Source organism: Paenibacillus sp. FSL H3-0329, assembly GCF_037963285.1.
GTDB classification, from domain to species: domain Bacteria; phylum Bacillota; class Bacilli; order Paenibacillales; family Paenibacillaceae; genus Paenibacillus_AQ; species Paenibacillus_AQ odorifer.
Map to the genome: position 1 here is coordinate 622,121 of NZ_CP150150.1, position 21,061 is coordinate 643,181.

Annotated in this window: 18 protein-coding genes; 15 read left to right on the top strand and 3 right to left on the bottom strand. The window is 44.9% G+C overall.

Features of this window, described 5'->3' with window-relative positions:
• The first annotated feature begins 822 nt into the window (after positions 1–822).
• The 12 genes from NSQ66_RS02770 to galU all read left to right on the top strand — a co-directional run bounded on the left by NSQ66_RS02770 (position 823) and on the right by galU (position 12,244).
• Positions 823–2,283: a spore germination protein gene (locus NSQ66_RS02770; protein ID WP_283160360.1), complete on the top strand. Its 1,461-nt coding sequence runs from the start codon at positions 823–825 to the stop codon at positions 2,281–2,283.
• The gene (locus tag NSQ66_RS02775) at positions 2,280–3,437 is read left to right on the top strand and encodes a Ger(x)C family spore germination protein (RefSeq protein WP_076179792.1); all 1,158 of its coding nucleotides are present in this window, start codon (positions 2,280–2,282) and stop codon (positions 3,435–3,437) included. Before NSQ66_RS02770 ends, NSQ66_RS02775 begins: the two co-directional genes overlap by 4 nt.
• Complete coding sequence (locus NSQ66_RS02780) at positions 3,438–3,650, top strand: hypothetical protein (protein ID WP_141118560.1); 213 nt, start codon at positions 3,438–3,440, stop codon at positions 3,648–3,650.
• A gap of 26 nt (positions 3,651–3,676) precedes the next feature.
• Positions 3,677–4,789, top strand: coding sequence for an endospore germination permease (locus NSQ66_RS02785; protein WP_036676761.1), 1,113 nt, complete (start codon positions 3,677–3,679; stop codon positions 4,787–4,789).
• 225 nt (positions 4,790–5,014) lie between these two features.
• Complete coding sequence (locus NSQ66_RS02790) at positions 5,015–5,533, top strand: DJ-1/PfpI family protein (protein WP_038568581.1); 519 nt, start codon at positions 5,015–5,017, stop codon at positions 5,531–5,533.
• A 23-nt stretch (positions 5,534–5,556) separates the two neighbouring features.
• Positions 5,557–6,183 carry an alpha/beta hydrolase gene (locus NSQ66_RS02795; protein WP_036676765.1) on the top strand — a complete coding sequence of 209 codons (627 nt, stop codon included), beginning with the start codon at positions 5,557–5,559 and terminating at the stop codon, positions 6,181–6,183.
• An 18-nt stretch (positions 6,184–6,201) separates the two neighbouring features.
• Positions 6,202–6,498, top strand: a complete 297-nt coding sequence (locus NSQ66_RS02800) for an antibiotic biosynthesis monooxygenase (RefSeq protein WP_036676767.1) — start codon at positions 6,202–6,204, stop codon at positions 6,496–6,498.
• 14 nt (positions 6,499–6,512) lie between these two features.
• The gene (locus NSQ66_RS02805; RefSeq protein ID WP_038568584.1) at positions 6,513–7,331 is read left to right on the top strand and encodes an aminoglycoside phosphotransferase family protein; all 819 of its coding nucleotides are present in this window, start codon (positions 6,513–6,515) and stop codon (positions 7,329–7,331) included.
• A 27-nt stretch (positions 7,332–7,358) separates the two neighbouring features.
• A complete protein-coding gene (locus NSQ66_RS02810; protein WP_076141865.1) occupies positions 7,359–7,904 on the top strand; it encodes a DUF1697 domain-containing protein in 546 nt (181 codons plus the stop codon).
• Positions 7,905–8,110: 206 nt separating this feature from the next.
• Positions 8,111–10,240, top strand: a complete 2,130-nt coding sequence (locus NSQ66_RS02815) for a glycosyltransferase family 39 protein (protein WP_076141866.1) — start codon at positions 8,111–8,113, stop codon at positions 10,238–10,240.
• A 78-nt stretch (positions 10,241–10,318) separates the two neighbouring features.
• Positions 10,319–11,305, top strand: coding sequence for a glycosyltransferase family 2 protein (locus NSQ66_RS02820; RefSeq protein WP_036676773.1), 987 nt, complete (start codon positions 10,319–10,321; stop codon positions 11,303–11,305).
• 18 nt (positions 11,306–11,323) lie between these two features.
• Positions 11,324–12,244 (top strand): UTP--glucose-1-phosphate uridylyltransferase GalU, encoded by a 921-nt coding sequence (galU, locus tag NSQ66_RS02825; protein WP_212592218.1) that lies wholly within the window; start codon positions 11,324–11,326, stop codon positions 12,242–12,244.
• 393 nt (positions 12,245–12,637) lie between these two features.
• On the opposite strand, the gene NSQ66_RS02830 is transcribed toward galU, so the two are convergent.
• The 3 genes from NSQ66_RS02830 to NSQ66_RS02840 all read right to left on the bottom strand — a co-directional run bounded on the left by NSQ66_RS02830 (position 12,638) and on the right by NSQ66_RS02840 (position 15,595).
• Entirely contained in the window at positions 12,638–13,204 is a 567-nt protein-coding gene (locus NSQ66_RS02830) for an FAD-dependent oxidoreductase (protein ID WP_036676776.1), read from the bottom strand.
• 127 nt (positions 13,205–13,331) lie between these two features.
• On the bottom strand, positions 13,332–14,915 hold the full coding sequence (locus NSQ66_RS02835; RefSeq protein WP_076141868.1) for a HAMP domain-containing sensor histidine kinase: 1,584 nt from the start codon (positions 14,913–14,915) through the stop codon (positions 13,332–13,334).
• Positions 14,912–15,595: a response regulator transcription factor gene (locus NSQ66_RS02840; RefSeq protein WP_038568592.1), complete on the bottom strand. Its 684-nt coding sequence runs from the start codon at positions 15,593–15,595 to the stop codon at positions 14,912–14,914. Before NSQ66_RS02840 ends, NSQ66_RS02835 begins: the two co-directional genes overlap by 4 nt.
• A gap of 475 nt (positions 15,596–16,070) precedes the next feature.
• Between NSQ66_RS02840 and NSQ66_RS02845 the strand changes: the two genes are divergently transcribed.
• The 3 genes from NSQ66_RS02845 (at position 16,071) to NSQ66_RS02855 (ending at position 20,993) form a co-directional block, all read left to right on the top strand.
• Positions 16,071–17,234 carry a glucose-1-phosphate adenylyltransferase gene (locus tag NSQ66_RS02845; RefSeq protein ID WP_038568594.1) on the top strand — a complete coding sequence of 388 codons (1,164 nt, stop codon included), beginning with the start codon at positions 16,071–16,073 and terminating at the stop codon, positions 17,232–17,234.
• 122 nt (positions 17,235–17,356) lie between these two features.
• Positions 17,357–18,460: a glucose-1-phosphate adenylyltransferase subunit GlgD gene (gene glgD / locus NSQ66_RS02850; protein ID WP_076141869.1), complete on the top strand. Its 1,104-nt coding sequence runs from the start codon at positions 17,357–17,359 to the stop codon at positions 18,458–18,460.
• A gap of 100 nt (positions 18,461–18,560) precedes the next feature.
• Entirely contained in the window at positions 18,561–20,993 is a 2,433-nt protein-coding gene (locus NSQ66_RS02855; RefSeq protein ID WP_038568597.1) for a glycogen/starch/alpha-glucan phosphorylase, read from the top strand.
• The last annotated feature ends 68 nt before the right edge of the window (positions 20,994–21,061 follow it).

Here is a 21,061-nt window from a genome sequence, read left to right on the forward strand (position 1 = left end):
GAGATAGCTGCACTGGAGTCCGAAACTGTTCGCAAAAGGCAATAATTGAGCAAATAACGCCTCCTGAGTCCTTAAGTGCCTGTGGATGTATTCGGTGTTATCGTCCTAGATCCGTAAGCGCCTGATGATGTGTTGGGTGTTATTGTGCGAGGTCCGTAAACCCCAAGGGATGAGTGTGATTCGGCGGTAACGGACCCAGTAGCCCCTAAACGTTGCATTTATGGACTTTTGGCGTGCTATCGGTCCTCAGAGTCGCTATTGGCATGAAAACCGCCCAATATGAGCCACTTTTGATGAAATAGCTGCACTGGAGTCCAAAACTATGCCAAAAAGGCGATAAATGAGCAAATAACGCCTCCTGAGTCCTTAAACGCCTGAGGATGTATTTGGTGTTATCGTGCCTGAGTCCATAAGCGTCTGAGGATGTATGCGGTGTTACGTGCCTGAGCCGAAAGCGTCTGAGGATGTACTCGGTGTTGCGTGCCTGAGCCGAAAGCGTCTGAGGATGTATGCGGTGTTACGTGCCTGAGCCGAAGCGCCTGAAGATGTACCCGGTGAGTCACTATTGGCATGACCCCAAGGGCTGATTGGGTTACTTACCTGCCGAACCCGGCGTATGGAGTAGTCTCGTTTCTTTCTTGTTGATCCCTTTTCAGTATAATTTTGGCGGATAGGATTTGGAGAGACGGGGGATAATTTCTAGGAAACCTAATTCTGACAGGAGTGACTACTGTGGAGGAACGGCCAGCAGGTGGAAACAGAAATACGTCTCAAAAAAACACAAAATCTGAGCAGACTCTGAGTACGTCACTGGATGAAATGATGACTTTGTTTCGAAACATATTCAAGGACGATGAAACGCTTAGAATCAGAGTGTTTAGCAACATGTTTACTGATAGTCTTCGCTTTGGGTTAGTCTATGTTGACGGAATGGTTGACAAGCATTTGATCCAGGAAGGGATTATTAAGCCTGTTATGGCTTTTGATTTTACCAAAAAGAATTGTGACAATAAAGCCGAGCTGATGGAGAACATCCGGACGCAGGTCATTAGCATTAGTGATGTGGTCGCCTCTGAAGATTTTGATGAAATGATTTATTCGATTATAGCTGGCAAGACCTTACTGCTGATGGACGGCTTTGCGGGTGTTCTGAACATTGGGGCACAGGGTTGGGAGACGAAAGCTCTTGCGGAACCGGTGACCGAAAAAAGTGTCAAAGGTCCAAGGGAAGGATTTACGGAATCACTGTTAGTGAATCTCACCCTTATTCGTCGCAGGGTGCAAGACTCCGAGTTAAAGTTTGTTTTTAGTTCACTGGGAACACGTTCCAAAACACCGATATGTATCTGTTATATGGAGAGCTTGGCATCACCGGCTATTCTCAAAGAATTACAGAATCGAATTGAACAGATTGACATAGATCTTATTCTGGACACGGCATCTCTGGCGGAATTAATTAGAGACGAACCCTATTCGCCCTTTGAGATGACAGGAAGTACAGAGCGCCCGGATGCCGTAGTCAGTAACATGATGGAGGGCAGAGTTGCCGTGCTTATAGAAGGCAGCCCGTTTGCAATGACCGTTCCCTATCTATTTGTAGAGAATTTTCAAGCCAGCTCGGATTATTACATTAACTTTTATTTTGGTTCGTTCAATCGAATGTTAAGAGTTTTTGGAGCTTTTTTGTCGATCAGTATTCCTGCTCTTTATGTAGCTTTAGTTACCTATAGCCAGGAAATGATCCCCACCATGTTGTTGCTCAGTATTTCTACAGCAAGAGTAGCAGTCCCTTTTCCTACAATAGTAGAGGCGCTATTCATGTTAACTATTTTTGAAATATTAAGAGAGGCGGGCGAGCGGATACCTACCTATATAGGGCAGGCTATCAGTATCGTAGGCGCTCTCGTGTTAGGACAAGCGGCAGTGGAGGCCAGAATAGTGAGTGCTCCAATGATTATTGTAGTCGGTTTAACAGGGATCATGACGCTACTTAATCCTAGGTTGACCGGTCCTTTAATTATCGTAAGAACATTGCTGCTGGGTGCGAGTTTTTTCCTGGGGATATACGGATATTTTCTTGGAATGCTTGGTTTAGTAGTACATTTGATGAGTTTGCGCAGCTTTGGGGTTCCATACATGCTTGAAGTAGGCTCTATCCGTCCTCAGGACATTAAAGATACAGCGATCAGGGCGCCGTGGTGGCATATGTATCTGCGTCCGGCGTTGATTGGGGCACGAAATATGAGGAGAAAAGGTTCCAATAAAGTAAGGAGAAGACCATGAGCAAGCTGAAAAGGATACTTCTGATTGTTATATCCATGATGCTTCTGATCTGCAATACAGGCTGCTGGAACTACTTTGAAATTGACGATATGTCGATTGTTGCTGGGGTCGCAATTGATAAGGGGAAAAAAGACGGTCAGTTATTGGTAACGACAGAAATTGTAGATACGAAGGAAGGGTTGAAATCAAGTCAGGCTGGCTTCAAAATGATTACGCTCGCGGGCGAAACCATGTTTGATATTGTGCGGGGGATGATCTCGATTACTGGAAAAAAGTTATTTTGGAGCCATTCTAAGGCGATTATCCTCAGTGAGGAGATTGCAAGGGAGGGAGTCACCAAAGTAATTGATTGGTACAACAGGGATACGGAAACCCGATCAGATGTGTATATCTTTGTCGCTAAAGACAAACCGGCTCAAGAAATCATAAGCCTAAGCAGTTCAACTGAGAGTATTATGTCTTACGCACTTGCACAGCAGATGAGAACTGAGAAGAATGTCAGCACAGCGCCTGTTGTGGAAATCTGGGATTTCATTGACAAGCTTGAGGCTTCTGGAGAATATGCTATCGCTCCGTTAATTTATGTCCATGGACAAAATAAGATGAAGAATGCACGAGTTAGCGGAACAGCTATATTCAAAATGGATAAAATGATCGGTATGATCAGTGGCGAAGAAACGAAATACATGCTGTTTGCCAACAATCAAATCCAGGGAGGTGTGTTAATCGTAAAGGATGAAAGTGGAGAGCCTAACTTTTCGCTCGAGATTTTATCCAATCGCACAAAAATAAAACCTGTATGGGTAAATGGTAAGCTCCAAATAAAACTTAATACACTGACACATGCCGGATTGGACGAGGTCAAATCTTCGGGCGAATTCAATAGTCTGGACAGCAAGAAGACGATAGAAAGGTGGGCTGAAAAAGAACTAGAAGAGCAGATTTTCTCCGTTATTCATAAGGTTCAGAAGGATTACCATGCAGATATTTTTGGGTTTGGAGAGCTCCTTCATGAGAAAATGCCGCGGACCTGGGAGAAAATCGAGAAAAACTGGGTGAAAGAATTTTCCAACGTAGAAGTAGTAGTGAATTCCAAGGTGATTATTGAGAACAGTGCACAAACGACAAGGTCTATCAAGATTCATCAAAAATAGGTGATAATATTGGTTGTGGTGGTCATGTTTATCTATGTAGTAATTGTTTTAATTGATCCTTATGGTCTGTGGAAGCAGGGGATGAAGCGGGATTTTTATGTTTCTTCTGCATTATGTCTAATTTCATTCTGTATTGCCTTTGCATTGGCAATGAGATGGTCGATTCCTAGTCCGTCACCATTCCTTGTGTATTGGATCAAGAAGCTATTCTAGGTATTAGCCTAAAGGGAGGATAGAGTATGAATAAAGAGATCATATCAACAGGGCATGCTATTAGTATTGCTGTCTTATTTATTATGGGGACTTCAATATTTATGGGCGTACCGGGACAATCCGGTAACAGTAACTGGATCGCCGTATTGTTAGCTATGGTGCTGGTTGCCCCACTTTTGCTGATATATGCCAGACTCCACGTCCTATTACCGGGTAAGGATCTATTTGATATGTTGATTACCGTGTTTGGCGGAATCCTGGGTCGAATCATCTCCACTCTCTATATATGGTATTCCTTTCATTTGGGGGCACTAATTATTAGAAACTTTGGAGAATTCAGTCGCACAATTACCTTAACGGATACCCCTATGTTAGCACCTATGATATGTCTGGGACTATTGTGTGTTTGGGTGGTTAAGGCGGGGATTGAAGTGATGGGGAGAAGCGCTAAGCTCCTGTTGCTGTTTGCTGTATTTGTTAATTTAGTACTGATAACACTCGCCTTTTCCAGACTGGAATATCATCATTTACTTCCTCTGTTGGACAAAGGCTGGCAGCCTTTATTAAGCGACACTCTGGGTACTTTTTCTTTTCCATTTGCGGAGATTGTAATATTTCTGGGAGCATTCAGTAATTTATCGGACAAGAGCTCAATACGGAAGATATTATTTGGTAGTCTAGTAATTTCAGGGGTGATTATCATTATGGCTACTTTGCGTAACCTGTTGATGCTGGGTCCTGAAGTTCTATCCAGTTTATATTTTCCCGCTTATGTGTCTGCTGGCCGTATTAATGTAGGTGATTTTCTGACCCGAATTGAAGGTTCATCGGCAGTTGCTTTTGTAATCACTACTTTTATCAAGACAAGTTTATGTCTGTATGTAGCGAGTAGTGGGATAGCAAAAGTACTCAAGCTCAAGAGTTACCGCTCTGTTGTGCTTCAGATGGGACTACTCATGATCTATTTTGCGGATTTTGTGTACAAGGATATTATGGAAATGTACTATTTTTCTTACCATATTTATAAAATATACGCCTTTCCTTTTCAGGTGATTATTCCACTGATGTTATGGATTTGCGCTGAAATTGTTGTGAGCCGGCGTAAAAATAAACAGCTAGCGCCGCAGTCGCAGCAATAGCTCTAATAGGAGGATACAGGTGTCTCGTAAGCCTTAAAGTGGCTGGTTGCCCGTGTCTTTTTTTATTTCGTTTTATTTGATCACATTTACGCTTTTAAAGCCGCGGGAAATGTGCAAATAGCGTCCTCTGAGTCCGTAAGTTTCAGGAGAAGGCGATGATGCTATAATGATAGATACATAGATAGAGTTTACTTTTTTATTGAGAACAGGGGAGCTGATCTATCATTGAATACATATATTCTTATATATGATAGCTTTGTGCAGTTTGAGGTTACATTGGCAGCTTATTTTATGAAAACAAAGGGCGAGGTCTATACCTTAAGCTTGGAAGATAAGGCGTTAATCTCCTGCGAGGGTTTTTCTGTGAATCCATCAGTATTGGTTGAAAATGTGGACGTTAGCACCATAGATTTATTGATTATCCCTGGTGGGGAAACAGATAATTTAATAGGGCAGGAGGCTCTATTAGATTTAATCAGAAGCCTGAATCGAGCAGGAAAAGTCATCGCGGGCATTTGCGGTGGGGTATCCATTCTTAAGGCTGCCGGAGTACTGGATGGTAAGGTTTATGTGGACAATGAATCTGGGGTATCTAACGTCTTTGTCGATGGAACAATCATTACCGCTAAACCGAATGGATATGTAGACTTTGCGCTTGAAATTGGGCGAATAATGAGTATCTATAAAGATGAGGCAGATTTGCAAGAAACGATAGATTTCTTTAAACATTTTAAATCCGTCTAAGGAGTAGAAGAGGGGAAACATGTATGAACGTTAGCAATATCATTATGTCCTCTTATTGGGGTAGAGAGGTTAAACATAAATATATCACCCAAGGGTCCAAAGCGCTGGCTGTTATTTTTCCGGGTAAAAATTATTCAGCTGATCGCTCTCTGCTAGATTATGCGGCTAAAGCTGCCCGGGAGCATAATTGTGATGTTCTGCTTTTAGAATATGGTTACCAGAGTGCAAGGGTGGATTTCAAACGTGAAGAAATGAGTATTATCATTGAGGAATGTAAAGCTGTGATCGCTTCTCTTCCGGATTATAAGAGATTTCTTTTTATAAGTAAAAGCATGGGCGCTGTTATTGCAGGTAGAATAGCTGAAGAGCTAGAAATACAGAAGAAGACGTCTCATCTATATATCACCCCGTTGCCTGAGGCGGTGCCGCTGATTCAGCGGAGTCGTGGTACTGTAATCTATGGCGGCAGTGACCCCTTATTTGGTCAAGAACATTCCGGTGAAATTAGTGGGCTGAATCATTTGAAGGTGTATAGAATCGATGATGCTAATCATTCGCTGGAGGTAGGCAGTGTCAATGAGTCACTAGCTATACTGTTGGTCATCATTAATTTCTATCATGAGTTTTTCCGTGATGCTTTAAATACATAACTTTAGGAGATGATGATTGTGATTTTGGAAGCTGCGATGCTGCAAGTAAAGCCTGGTTTGACTACTGAATTTGAGCAAAGCTTCAAGGAGGCGTCAAGTTTAATCTCCTCGATAGAGGGTTATATGGGCCATGAATTACAACATTGCTTGGAGGATGATCATAAGTATCTGTTGCTGGTGAAGTGGAGAACGCTTGAAGACCACACTGTTGGTTTTAGAGAATCCAGCCAATATCAGGAATGGAAAGCACTCCTTCACCATTACTACGACCCATTTCCGGTAGTTGAGCATTTTACCCGCATTAATCTGGACTAAATGGAGGATACCGAATGAAGGCGAAGCTTGTTGGGGAAGGCAGAACAGCGGAGATCTGGCAACATGACGATCAGAGGATTCTTAAATTGTACCGGGAGGATATAGCAGAGCAACACGTCAGCCGGGAATATAAAATCAGCCGGTTTGTACATGCGCGGGGTGTTCGGACCCCTCAGCCTTTTGAGCTTATTACTGAACAGAATCGACAAGGTATCGTTTTTCAACAAATTCAGGGTCCCTCTTTACTAAAGGTGATGGGTGAGAAGCCTTGGAAAGTTACCCAATATGCCAGGCTGATGGCGGGGCTTCATTGTGATTTGCATAAGCTTGAAACTACAGAGGAAATCGGCCAGCAAAAGGATATGCTGAAAAGTCAGATCATGGTTGCCCCTATGCTGAGCGAAGAGGAAAAATCCGTCATTTTGAAGTATCTGGAGAAGCTGCCGGAAGGCACTCGTTTATGTCATGGGGATTTTCATCCCGACAATGTGCTTATGGATGAACAGCTCTGGGTGATCGACTGGATGACGGGTGTAGTGGGAGAACCTGCTGGAGATGCTGCGCGTTCCGTAGTGATGTTCAGTTTGGGAGCTATGCCTCCGGGAGCTTCTGCCTTCTCCAAATTAATGTTAGGTTTTATAAGAAAAAGATTAACTAAGGGATACATTCAAGAGTATCTCAGATTATCAGGACACACTTATGAGGACGTAGACCGCTGGATTTTGCCGATCGCGGCCGCGCGTCTGGTGGAGGGGCTTTCGCCTCCAGAGAAGGAGCTGCTGGTAAAAGAAGTTCGTAAACGTCTACACACCTTAGCCGCAGAGGTAAGCTGATCATGGCACAAAACGGAGGCGTATTCTATGACTACCTATATAGCGCTGCTGCGTGGAATTAACGTCGGCGGGAACAAAATTATTAAAATGCTGGACCTGAAGGCGATGTTTCAGACTCTTGGATTTGCAAATGTACGAACGTATATTCAGAGCGGAAATGTCGTATTTGAGAGTGATGAAGGTTCGGAGAGCCTGCTTAGCGGAGTCATTGAACGTCAGATTCATGAGGTTTTTGGATTCGAGATCTCTGTTATTATCCGTACTTTAGCGGAGATGGAGAACGTGATCGCTAACGATCCCTTTCAGCTCTCCGAGCCAGAGGAATTCAAAAGATGGTATGTTACTTTTTTACCAGCCGAGCCTTCAGCGGAAGCATTGGATAAACTGCGCACTTATGAGAATGGACCGGATAAAGTACGTTTTGTCGGCAGAGAGATGTATATATTATATGAGGTCAGTGTGAGCCAATCGCCGCTTTTTAAAGTCCCTTTTGACAAAATACTCGGGATGCCCATTACCGCACGCAACTGGAACACGGTGAATAAGCTTGTTGCCATAGGCAAGATGGAATAACATAGTTTGGATTGAAAAGAGTACCGAAAGGCTCCACATTGTGGGGTCTTTTTTGCGTTCTGGCAGCCTCATTTATTCAGCAAACATTCAGCTTGCACTCATTGAGAGTTAAGGTATGGATGAAATAATACACCTACGGAAAGCTTGGGCCGGAGTTACAGAACTGCCGGCATATAGAATGATCAAGGGATAGGAGTGAAATGGAGATGAGTTTTGCTAGAAAAATAAGCTCGGATCTTATACTGTGGCTCATTTTAATACTCGCTGCTTTTTTGTACGGTTATGGAGTTTGGAATGACCACTATGTGAATACATACTACACCACTGCCGTGGGAAGTATGCTGCAAAACTTTCATAATTTCTTCTTCGCTTCACTCGACTCTGCAGGTTCAGTCACGGTGGATAAACCACCGGTCACCTTTTGGATTCAGACTCTTAGCGCACTCATTTTCGGGCTGCATGGCTGGAGTGTAATTTTACCTCAGGCGCTTGGGGGCGTGGGCTCCGTGTTGCTCGTATACCTTCTGGTTAAACCTACCTTTGGTAAAGCGGCAGCACGTTTAGCAGCGCTGGCCATGGCAACAACTCCAGTAGCGGCGGCTGTTAGCCGGACGAATAACATTGATGCTTTGTTAGTATTCACGTTACTGTTGGCGGTTTGGTTTTTATTTAAAGGAACGAAGAGTAATAAGCTGGGCAGTCTCCTTGCCGCATTCGCTTTAATCGGTGTTGGGTTTAATGAGAAGATGCTGCAGGCTTATATGGTTTTGCCGGCTTTTTATCTCTTTTATGTCTTGGCTGCGAAAGTGAACTGGAAGCGAAAAACTGGAGTATTAGCGGCCTCGACAGCTATATTACTCGTGGTCTCGTTATCCTGGGCAGTGATAGTGGATTCGATTCCCGCTAGTAAACGACCTTATATCGGCAGCAGCGGTACTAACTCCGTGCTCAATCTTGCCTTTGGTTATAATGGTGTCGCGCGGTTGACGGGTGATCGGGGGACAGGTGGTGGCGGAGGTGGAATGCCTTCAATGAATGGTGGTGAGATGCCGAACATGAATGGCGAGATGCCAGCTATGAACGGTGAAAGACCCGCTATGAACGGGGCAGATGCTGAAAATGGTACGGATAGCGGACGTGGAGCATTTTCGGGTCGGCAAGGCATAAATTCAACCTCAGACGGTCAAAATGGCGCCGATGATGGAGGTTCACCAGGGCAACCACCCGGCGGTGGAACAGATAATCAAAACCGGCAATTTGGTGGTGAAGGTGGGGGCCAAGGACAACGCAGCGGCATGAATGGCGGCGGAGGTGGAATGTTCAATACTGGAACCGCAGGTCCACTGCGCCTGTTCCAATCAGAGCTGTCAGGTCAGGCAAGCTGGATGCTGCCTTTTGTATTGTTTGGTTGTATTGGATTATTCGCTAATCTGCGGAGAAGGAACTTTACGCAAGGGCATAAAGAAGCTCTATTCTGGTTAGCATGGCTGGTACCGGTGATGGGATTCTTCAGTATTGCGGGATTCTTCCATCAATATTATCTGGTGATGATGGCTCCGCCGATAGCCGCGCTGGTCGGTGCAGGCTGGTCAAAGCTCTGGAGTCTGTATCGCGAGCACTCTGGTTGGCTGTCATGGCTATTGCCAGTTGCGACGCTGGTTACAGCAGTTTTTCAATGGTACATTATTCATCCTTATGACGATACGATTGGCAGGGGCTGGTCGATTGGCATTCTGGCAGCCGGTATAGTTGTTTCTTTGGTGCTGGTCGTTCTTAAAGGCAAGCAGAAGCCATTTGTTTTCTCGGCAAGTATTGTCGCTGTACTAGTATTGTTAATTGGCCCGCTCTACTGGGCAGCTACCCCAATTACTTATGGCCTGAATAGCCAAACCCCTGAAGCAGGACCAGGGAGCAGTGAGGGCAGAGGAGGAATGGGCGGCAATTCTAGCAACTTTGGGCGTAATAGCGCCACAAGTGCGAATGAGAGTCTGCTGTCCTATCTGGAGGAAAATAATACTGGGGAGCCTTATCTGTTTGCCGTATTGGATTATGGCACAGCAGCTCCTTATATCGTCGATAAGGGGGCATCGGTTGTTATTCTGAACGGTTTTTCCAATTCGGACACAGTATATACCACAGATACCCTAAAGGCGTTAGTAGAGAGTGGCAAGGTGAAATACTTCCTGCTGAGCAGCGGCGGTATGGGTGGTGGACGTGGAGGGAATTCTACGCTATCTACATGGATTACCGACAATGGCACAGAGGTTCCAGCAGCGGATTGGGCAGGAAACGACGCTGGCAACAGCGGAACGTTATACAAAGTTACAGTTAACTAGTTCAGTGTTTTAGGATACGAAGCGTGCTCATACATTTGCAGGCACGCTTCAGCATTCAAATTAAAGGAGGAGCTGCTCATGAGTATCAACGTGCGCTATTCCATTATTATACCGATGTTTAATGAAGAGGCAGTCATTCAGGAAACGTATCGTCGTATTAAAAAAGTGATGGCAATGACGGAGGAAGTATATGAGCTGATCTTCGTGAATGACGGCAGCACAGACAACTGTGCCCAGATGATCGAGGAATATAGCTATTGGGATGAGAGTGTGAAGCTGATCGATTTGTCACGTAACTTTGGACATCAGATCGCTATTACTGCCGGAATGGACTATGCCCTTGGGGATGCAGTTGTCATTATTGATGCTGATTTGCAAGACCCGCCTGAATTGATCTTGGACATGATTGCAGAATGGAAGAAGGGGTATGAAGTTGTATATGCTAAACGGGTGAAGCGAAACGGTGAATCCTTATTCAAAAAGTGGACGGCCAGCCTGTTTTATAGAATTCTGCGTTATTCAACCGATATTTCTATCCCTGTGGATACAGGTGATTTTCGGCTCATAGATCGTAGGGTTTGCGAAGAGCTCAAACGTCTACCGGAGAAAAACCGTTTCGTACGCGGACTGGTCAGCTGGGTTGGTTTCCGTCAGAAGGCGATTGAATATGAACGGGATGAACGTCTGGCGGGGGAAACAAAATATCCACTAAAACGTATGATCAAGCTCTCTTTGGACGGAATCACCTCCTTTTCTTATAAGCCGCTGAAGCTGGCAGGATATTTGGGCGCACTGCTGTCGGCTTCTGGTTTTCTGTACCTTATGTATGTATTGTACCTGGTAATTTTTACAGACTCAGTCGTTAAGGGCTGGGCTTCGATGATTGGAATTACGCTGACCTTTAATGGCTTCGTACTCATTATGCTAGGAATACTAGGTGAGTATATCGGCCGGATTTATGATGAAACTAAGGGACGTCCGCTTTATATTGTCCAAGAGTTCTATGAAGGTAAGGGGCAGCAAAAGAATGTTCGTGAGCACCCTGTGACCCATCTCCGTAAATAAACTGCAAGGGAGGGATTCCTGATGAAGATTAGAAAAGCTGTCATTCCCGCCGCGGGCTTAGGCACTCGTTTCCTGCCTGCAACTAAGGCTCAGCCAAAAGAAATGCTGCCCATTGTGGATAAACCAGCGATTCAATATATCGTAGAGGAAGCCGTTCGGTCTGGTATTGAAAGTATTATCATCGTGACCGGCCGCAATAAGAAGTCGATTGAAGATCATTTTGATAAATCGGTGGAGCTGGAGCAGACGCTTCTGGAAAAAGGGAAAGAGGATCTACTTCGTGAAGTCCAGCTAATCAGTGAGCTAGCGAGCATCCATTACATTAGGCAAAAAGAGCCGCTGGGACTGGGCCATGCCATCCTTTGTGCGGAACAATTTATCGGTGATGAACCTTTTGCTGTTCTGCTTGGTGACGATATCATGGTCTCGGAGGACCCGGCGCTGCTGCAGATGATGAGATTGTATGAGCAAGAGGAGCAGACCATCGTCGGTGTGCAGCAGGTGCCACGGCAGGAGGTTAACAAATATGGGATTATAGCCTCCAGCGGCTCACTAAATGGAGTTCATGAAGTAAAGGGATTGGTAGAGAAGCCCTCGCCTGTAACAGCTCCTTCAGAGTATGCCATTATGGGGCGATATATTTTGGAGCCTTCGATATTCACAGTGCTGGCTAACCTCGAACGTGGAGCGGGCGGTGAATATCAACTGACGGATGCTTTGCACGAGGTATGCCGGCATGAAGGATTGCTGGCGCTCGATTTAATCGGCAAGCGTTATGATATTGGTGATAAATTCGGTTACATTAAGGCCACGCTGGAGGTAGGTTTGATGCGAGAGGATTTGCGCCCATTATTGGTTCCGTATTTGCAGGAGCTGGCTGCTAGTCTTAAGGGAAGAGAAGAAGAAGTGGACTCCTTGCATCGGAGTATACACAGTTGAGGGAGAGGAACTGTTTCAAACGATCATAACATCGGCTTCGGCGGTGGCATGAGGTTTTGAAGCAGTTTTTTTGCGTGTGGTGTTCAAAGGGCAGGTGAGGGACGAGCAAATAGGTGTACTTTATACAATTAAAAGTATGGGGGAACAGCTGCAAATCGATTTAGTTGCACTTGATACATCTATATCTTCACATTTTAGCTAGAATGCTCATATAGCCTGTTTTTAGTTGCATAAAATACACTTAAAACAGCCGTGTGGGTGTTATTGTTTGAAATAGCTGCATCAAGTGCAGTTATTCTTAAATCTCGTAACTTGGTTCTCCTTGGTGACGAAAAAATCCGGAAGACCGATTCCTAAGAATCATCCTCCGGATTATGATTTGAGTACTGAAGATTAAGCTTTCAACACATCATGATCAACGTAACGCGCGCCATTTAACTCGCTAATTACATTAATAGCTACCTTCGCACCATCGCCTGCGGTAATAATGGCATGTACACTTACTCCAGCAACAGTACCAGCAGCCCAAATACCTGCGATATTCGTTTTGCCTTCAGCATCAACGGCTACTACAGTTTTGATTCTTGGCTCTGTACCATCCTTAGTCTCTACGCCAGCTTTGGCAGCTAGATCTGTAAGGGCGCCTGTGGCGAGAATGACATGTTTTGCTTCATAGATAATTCCATCTTCAGTTTCAATGACAAAACCATTGCCGCTGGAGGTGAGGTTGATAGCCTGTTCGGAAACCAGCTCAGCGCCAAATTTAACGGCTTGCTTATGGCCGGTTTCGACCAGCTCAGGACCACCTACTTCGGAAATTCCATAAAAGTTCTCAAACCAACCTCTGCGGGTCATGCCCTTATCGTTGTCGATCAGCAGCGTTTTTTTGCCCGCCTTGGCGGCGAACAGGGCTGCGCTTGCACCGGCAGGACCGGCGCCAATTACGGCGATTTCGTACATGTATTTACCTCCTAAAAGTTTTGTGGAGCGATGCTCCTTAGAATGGACTACATAGCAAAACTGGCATCGAAAGCATACGCTTGGTTTTGTGGAGCGATGCTCCAGTTCCTCTTAATTATAACGGTTGTTACTGTTCCTTGGCTAATCCTTCCTCACAAGGCAGGCTGACCGTAAATGTTGTCCCCTCGCCGACGGTGCTATTTACACTAATCTTGCCGTGATGCGCCTCGACAATAGATTTTGTGATAGAGAGGCCTAAACCTGATCCGCCATATTTACGTGTGCGAGAGGAGTCACTGCGGTAGAATCGATCAAAGATATGTGGGATATGCTCTGCGGGAATTCCGCAGCCATTATCCCGCACGCTTAAGAGAGCCTGATTTCCTGCGGCTTGTAAAGAGAGATGAATGCTGCCTGCCGCGGCATCGGTATGCTGAACTGCATTGTGGAACAGATTCAGAATCACCTGCTTGAGCTTATAGGGATCATATTTACCACGGATACCATAGGAGATATCAAAAGTAACTTTACGTTGATCTGCGAGCAAAAGCAGATGCGGCTTCATTTCGTGAATTACCTCGCTGAGAATCAGGTCAGTCATCTGCAGCTGTGGAGCTCCATCCATTCGAGCGAGCAGTAGCAGATCCTCGACCAGCTTATTGATCCGTTTCGATTCACCATGCATGCTTCGCAACGAGTTATATAACTGTTCTTTATTATCGGCGGCGCCCCGCAGCAAGACCTCAAGAAAACCGTGTATTGAGGTGAGCGGAGTTCTAAGCTCGTGAGAAGCATCGGCAGCGAACCTGCGCATCTGCTCCTTGGCCTCCCGTTCATTATGAAAGGATATTTCGAGACGTTCGAGCATACCATTGAATGAATGAGCAAGCTTGTCGATCTCGGCCTGTCCTTGGTCAACTGGAAACCGAATGTCCAAATTACCGGCATTAATGATCTCAGCCGATTCTCCCATATTAGAAAGAGGAACTAACGTCTTTCGCAGGGCCGGCAAGTATAGGAATAATCCAGTCAATAAAGCAATCACTGACAAACCTGCGTAGATCAGCAGCTGCTGCATAATCACATCCGTTAATGGCCCCGTGCTCACACTCATTTGCAGCAGCAATCTAGTATTTCCAGGCCTATAAAGATTCATGAATATGGCTAGATGTTCAGTGCCGTCTTCAGCTTGGATGAGCTTGTAATTTCCTGTTGCCCTATCTGTGGTGTGAATCAGCAGCGCATCGTATTGCTCATTGGTCAGCCTGGGTGCTGCTATATCTGAGAGGGTCAATTGCTGTAAATCCCTGAAGGTGCCATCCGAGCTGTACATGGCGAGAGTTGTATGGGCATCAAGCAGAAGCGGGCGCCGGTTCTCGCCAGTTCGCAGCCCACTTGGCATTTTATTCATGTCTTCTCTTTCCATCGGGAAATTGCTGTTAAACTCGTTGTTCGTGTCATTTATACCTGTGGTGTCCTCGTCATAGGAATTAAAAAAGTTGAAAAACATCTCACGGGGGACAGAACGTATTTGCGCTTCCATAGACTCCGCTCTATTGCTGTATATAAAATCTCGCATAAGGATATATTGTAAAACTCCAATTAGCAGCAGCAATCCTGATAGAATGAGCAGCGATGTGGCAAGCAGCTGTTTACGCAGGGAACGTGGTGCAGGTAGTCTGCGAAGCCATCTGAAGATGGGAGTGCTCATAGATCCACCCGGTAGCCTGCGCCCCGCAGGGTACGGATAATACGGTGCTCCTTATCTCCGAGCTTCTCACGAAGCGAACGGATATAGACCTCAACGATATTTTCCTCACCGCCAAAATCATAGCCCCACACTTTATCAAGAATCATAGGCTTGCTGAGTACAAGGCCGTGATTGATAACGAGATACTGCAATAACTCGTATTCCGTAGGGGAGAGCTCAAGTACTTCTTCCCTGAAGCGAATTTCCTTTCGCCGGCTGTCAATTCGGAAAGGACCGCAGCGGACCTCGCCTAGCAGCCCCGGAAACTGATTCCGCAGCCGCGCTTGGATCCGCGCTAGTAATTCATCAAAGCTGAAGGGCTTGACCATATAGTCGTCAGCACCAATAGAAAGTCCCTTTACGCGATCATCCACTTCGTCTTTTGCAGTAAGCATGATGACAGCTACCTCTGTCTCTTCCGAGCGCAGATAGTGACATACCTCGAATCCATCCATACCCGGCATCATAACATCCAGGATAGCTACATGGGGCTTGAATTCAGCTGCAATTGAAATGGCGCTTAGCCCGTCCGACGCGGTTCTTACTTCAAAACCTTCATTAAGGAGACCCAGCTCCAGGAACTGTAATATATGAGGCTCATCATCTACGAGCAGAAGTCGAACTCCTTGTACTGCTTTCATCATAGGTTCCTCCAAATCGGTGATAGATAGCTTCATTATGCCATATCCGGTTGAATGTTTGCTGAAGACCGGATGATTCTTTTTCTAGAATAAATGAGTGAATTTCTTTCACATGGCTTTAAATTGGTTAATCTAGTTATAAGGAATATTAACGTGTTTAATGACAAACAGGGTTAAAAATTCCGGAATTTCGGAATTGCGATAAAGGGTTTTGACGAAGAATATAGAACACTTTACAATAAGGATAATCTCCTGATTCAGGCTCCTGATTTTGGAGAATGCTCTCCCTATTTTAGGTTAGATCATCCGAACGTGTAAAATTTCCTTCCTCGTTTTTTCAACTTTGTCATCTTCCTATCAAGGCTCATTTCTTTCTGGTGTATTTCTTTTCTAATTCACTTCTTTCTGGAATTCTGTTCATTCATCCTAGGTTTGCTGAACTTTATATTACCCATAAGTCAAGGGAGGCTTTTCCATGAAGAAAAAAGAAATGGTAGCCATGCTATTGGCTGGAGGCCAAGGCAAAAGATTGAAAGGTTTAACCAAATCGCTTGCCAAGCCCGCTGTCTATTTTGGGGGCACTTATCGGATTATCGACTTTCCTTTAAGTAACTGCTCCAATTCGGGTATTGATACTGTCGGTGTATTGACACAGTATGAGCCACTTATACTACATTCTTACATCGGAGTAGGCAGTGATTGGGATTTGAACCGTAAGAATGGTGGAGTATTCGTATTGCCACCGCATGAACGTGAGAATGGAAGCAGCTGGTATCGGGGAACAGCCGATGCGATTTATCGAAATCTTAAATTTGTAGATCAGTTCGACCCCGAGCATGTCCTTATTCTATCCGGTGATCACATTTATAAAATGGATTATCATGCTATGCTGCAATACCACAAGGAGAGAAACGCAGATTGCACGATTTCTGTGATTGACGTTCCGCTGGAGGAAGCAAGTCGATTTGGAATCTTAAATACGGAGGACGATCTGAAAATTTACGAATTTGAGGAAAAGCCTGCACAGCCAAAAAGCACGCTAGCTTCTATGGGTGTGTACATCTTTAAATGGGAAATTCTCCGCAAGCATTTACTGGAGGACGGAGAGAATATAGGATCATCTCACGATTTTGGTAAAGATATCATTCCTTTGATGCTGGAAGACGGGAACTCTTTATTTGCGTACCCTTTTGAAGGGTATTGGAGAGACGTTGGTACGGTAGCCAGCCTGTGGGAAGCGAATATGGATTTACTGAGCGATAATCCACCGCTTAATCTAAATGATCCCAGCTGGCGCATATTTACACGCAATCCGAATCAACCTGCCCAATATGTCGCACCTGGGGCGAAAGTGTCAGGATGCATTATTAATGAAGGCTGCATTGTGCATGGTGAAGTGAAGCACTCGGTTCTTTTTTATGGCGTAGAAGTAGGTGAAGGCAGTGTGATTACGGACTCCGTAATTATGCCTAAGGTTAAGATTGGTAAGAACGTACGCATTCATAAAGCGATTATTAGTGAGAATACGGTAATCGACGATTATATGGAAATAGGCATCGAGCGGGAGAACGAGAACGAAATTCTGCTGATCGACAATAAAAGCAAGAAACGTAAATCAGCTGTGGCCAAAACCATATAATCAAGCTAAAACGCCTTCGGCGTCCTTCTAGGGACGGTAAGCGTTTATGCGAGATTTATAAGGATAAAGTATATAGTGAAACTTATACTTTCTTATAAATTATAAGAGGACGGTGGATTCCGATGAAGCAACTCATGGGTGTAATTAATCTGGATCATGAACTCGATAAACTAAATGAACTCACTTATTTCCGCTGTGGTGCAGCCGTACCTTTTGCCAGTCGTTATCGGTTGATAGATTTTGTGCTTTCCAATATGATGCGTGCGGATCTGGAGAGCGTGGGCCTGTTTGTTCGCCGTAAATATCGTTCTTTAATGGACCATTTGGGTGACGGGAAATCTTGGGATATGAATCGCAAGCATGGGGGACTATTTATTTTGCCTCCGGACTGGAATGATCCCACCGATACTTCTCTTGGCGACCTTCAGCATTATCATAATAATCTGGATCTTTTTAAACGGGGATCTGCTAAATATATTGTGTTTTCCGGTAGCCAGCATATTAATACTATCGATCTCCAGGACTTGTACAGATATCATTTGGAGAAGGGTGCCGACGTTACAGTAGTATACAAAAAAATAGAGCAGTTGCAGCCAGAACATGAGTTATGCCAGCGTATTGAAGTGGACGAAGAGAATAATGTGACCAATATCCATCATGAGAAGGATCATCCCAATTTATATCTCGATATCTTCATTATGGAGAAAAAACTGTTCCTGGAGCAGGTGGAACATTGCATTGCACATGGTGAGAGTTATTTTTTCCGTGATGTGATTCAGAAAAACCGCCATAAATTCAAAATCGCTGCTTATGAATATCATGGCTATCATGCCGTAATTAATTCATTGGAAAGCTATTATAAGAATAGTCTGGAGCTGCTTCAGCAGGAGAATTACTTTAGTCTGTTCAAAGAAAGTCCCGTGCAGACGAAGATTAAATATGAGGCTCCTACCCGATATTTAGAAAGCGCAAATGTCAGCAATTCACTGGTGGCTAACGGCTGCATTATAGCTGGAACGGTGGAGAACAGCGTGATCTTTCGTGGGGTTCAGGTACGTAAAGGAGCGAAGATCATCAATTCTGTAATTATGCAGAAGTGCATTATAGAGGAAGATGCTGTTATTGAGAATGTGATCATGGATAAAGACGTACATTTAAGTAAGAATCGAATTCTCGTCGGGGATAGTAAACGTCCGTTCGTCATCGCCAAGAGCAGCAAAATATAAACCAACTGGATTAGATGAAACGAAACAGTATAACCTATCTGATCTATAGGCATAGTCTAATGCATCCCTAAAAAAAGCTTTTGTCAGGAGGAACCTGCTGTTGTTTAACGATAAAGAAACTTTCAAACAGGTGTTTCGCGAGACGCTCATCAGTAAATTGGGCAAACCTTTGGAGGAAGCCTCTAATGCTGATGTCTATAAAATATTAGGCAACATGATTCGCGAGAATGCCGGGAAAAATTGGGCGGATACCAATCAAAAGTACAAGACGGATAAGGATAAGCAGGTATACTATTTTTCTATGGAGTTTCTGATCGGAAGACTTCTGGGGAACAATCTGCTGAATATGGGCGTGCTGGAGGTCGTGCGTGAGGGATTGGCCGATCTTGGTTTCTCGCTGCAGGATATTGAGGAGGTAGAAGCCGACGCTGGGCTTGGCAATGGAGGACTTGGACGTCTAGCTGCTTGTTTCTTGGATTCACTGGCCTCCCTGCAATATGCGGGGCATGGTTGCGGTATACGTTATAAATACGGCTTGTTCGAGCAGAAAATCGTTGACGGGTATCAGGTGGAACTGCCCGATTACTGGCTGCAAAATGATAATGTATGGGAAGTGCGTCGTGAAGACAAGCAGGTAGAAGTAAGGTTCTGGGGCGTGATTGAGACTCGCGAGGAGAACGGGCGGCTTATCTTTGAGCATAGTCAATATGAGGCCGTTCGTGCAGTTCCGTATGATGTGCCTATCATTGGTGCAGATCGGCGGCATGTGAATACACTGCGCAACTGGAGTGCGGAGTCCATCACTCAGCCAGCGAGAACATTTGGCTCTTTTGCGGGTTCAGACTATCATAAATTCCTGGAATATAAGCGTTCCGTAGAATCCATCTCGGAGTTTCTGTATCCGGATGATTCACAATACGAAGGCAAGCTGTTGCGGTTGAAGCAGCAATACTTCCTCTGCAGTGCTGGCCTGCAAAGTATTCTGCGAACCTTTGGAAAGCTTGGACTCCCTATACAATCGCTGCCCGACAAGGTTGCACTTCATATCAATGATACACATCCGACGCTTGTAATCCCTGAATTGCTGCGGATTCTGATGGATGTACATGGATTAGGATGGGATGAGGCGTGGAGTATTACAACTCGTATGGTGTCCTATACTAATCATACGATCTTGAGCGAAGCGCTGGAGAAATGGCCTATTCAAATGGTCAGGGACTTGCTTCCACGTATTTTTCTTATTATTGAAGAGATCAATGCCCGCTTCTGCGGCGAGCTGATGAGCCGTTATCCCGGTGATCAGGACCGGATTTCACAGATGGCGATTATTCATGACGATCAGGTTCGCATGGCCCATCTGGCGATTGTGGCGAGCCATAGTGTCAATGGGGTAGCGGCGCTGCATACAGAAATATTGATGAAACGCGAAATGCGGCTTTTTAATGAAATGTACCCGCACCGCTTCAATAATAAGACGAATGGGATTACTCACCGGCGCTGGCTGATGCATGCCAATCCGGATCTGGCTAACCTAATCAATCAATCGATAGGAACCCGCTGGATGAGCCATCCGCAAGAGATGATTGGCTTGATTAAATATTGTGAGGATGCTTCCTTCCAAGAACAAGTGGCCAGCATTAAACGGCGGAATAAGCTCAAGTTGGCTGAATACATCTACAGCAAGCATTCAGTACATGTAGACCCCGACTCTATCTTTGATGTTCAGGTGAAGCGCCTGCATGCTTATAAGCGGCAGCTGCTTAATATTTTGCATATTCTGCATATGTACAACCAAATCAAAGATAATCCTTCGATGGATATGGTACCGCGCACGTTTATATTCGGAGCAAAGGCGGCACCAAGCTATCATTTGGCGAAGCGAATTATCAAGCTGATCAATACTGTGGCAGAGGCTGTCAACAAAGATCCGGATGTTAGAGGCAAGATTCGTATCTTTTTCCTTGAGAATTATTCGGTATCTTTGGCCGAGAAAATCATTCCTGCTGCGGATATTAGTGAACAGATCTCTACAGCGAGTAAAGAGGCCTCCGGTACGGGGAATATGAAGTTTATGATGAACGGTGCATTGACCGTAGGTACGATGGACGGCGCTAACGTGGAAATGCATGAGATGGTAGGGGACAACAATATGTTCCTGTTCGGTCTTCGTGCTGAGCAGGTAATGGATTATTATCAGCATGGCGGCTATCACGCACGTGATATCTACAATGGGGATAGTCGTGTGAAGGAAGTATTGGATCAGTTGGTTAATCCGGGACCTATATGCTGTCATGGTGCGGAGTTTGAGACCATTTTCCATTCTCTTTTGGATAATAACGATGAATTCTTTGTGCTTAAGGATTTCGCAAGTTATGTCGAGACTCATGTCGAGATTGACCGGGCATACCGCAACCGTCAGGAATGGCTGAAGAAGTCTATTATAAATATTGGTCATTCCGGTAAATTCTCTAGCGATAATACGATTAGCCGCTACGCCGCGGAGATTTGGAATATCAGTCCGGTACGGCTATAGGCTCAACAAGATTAGGCTGTCTTATAAGTAGGAGATTCCTACAAATGAGACAGCCTATTTCTTATGCT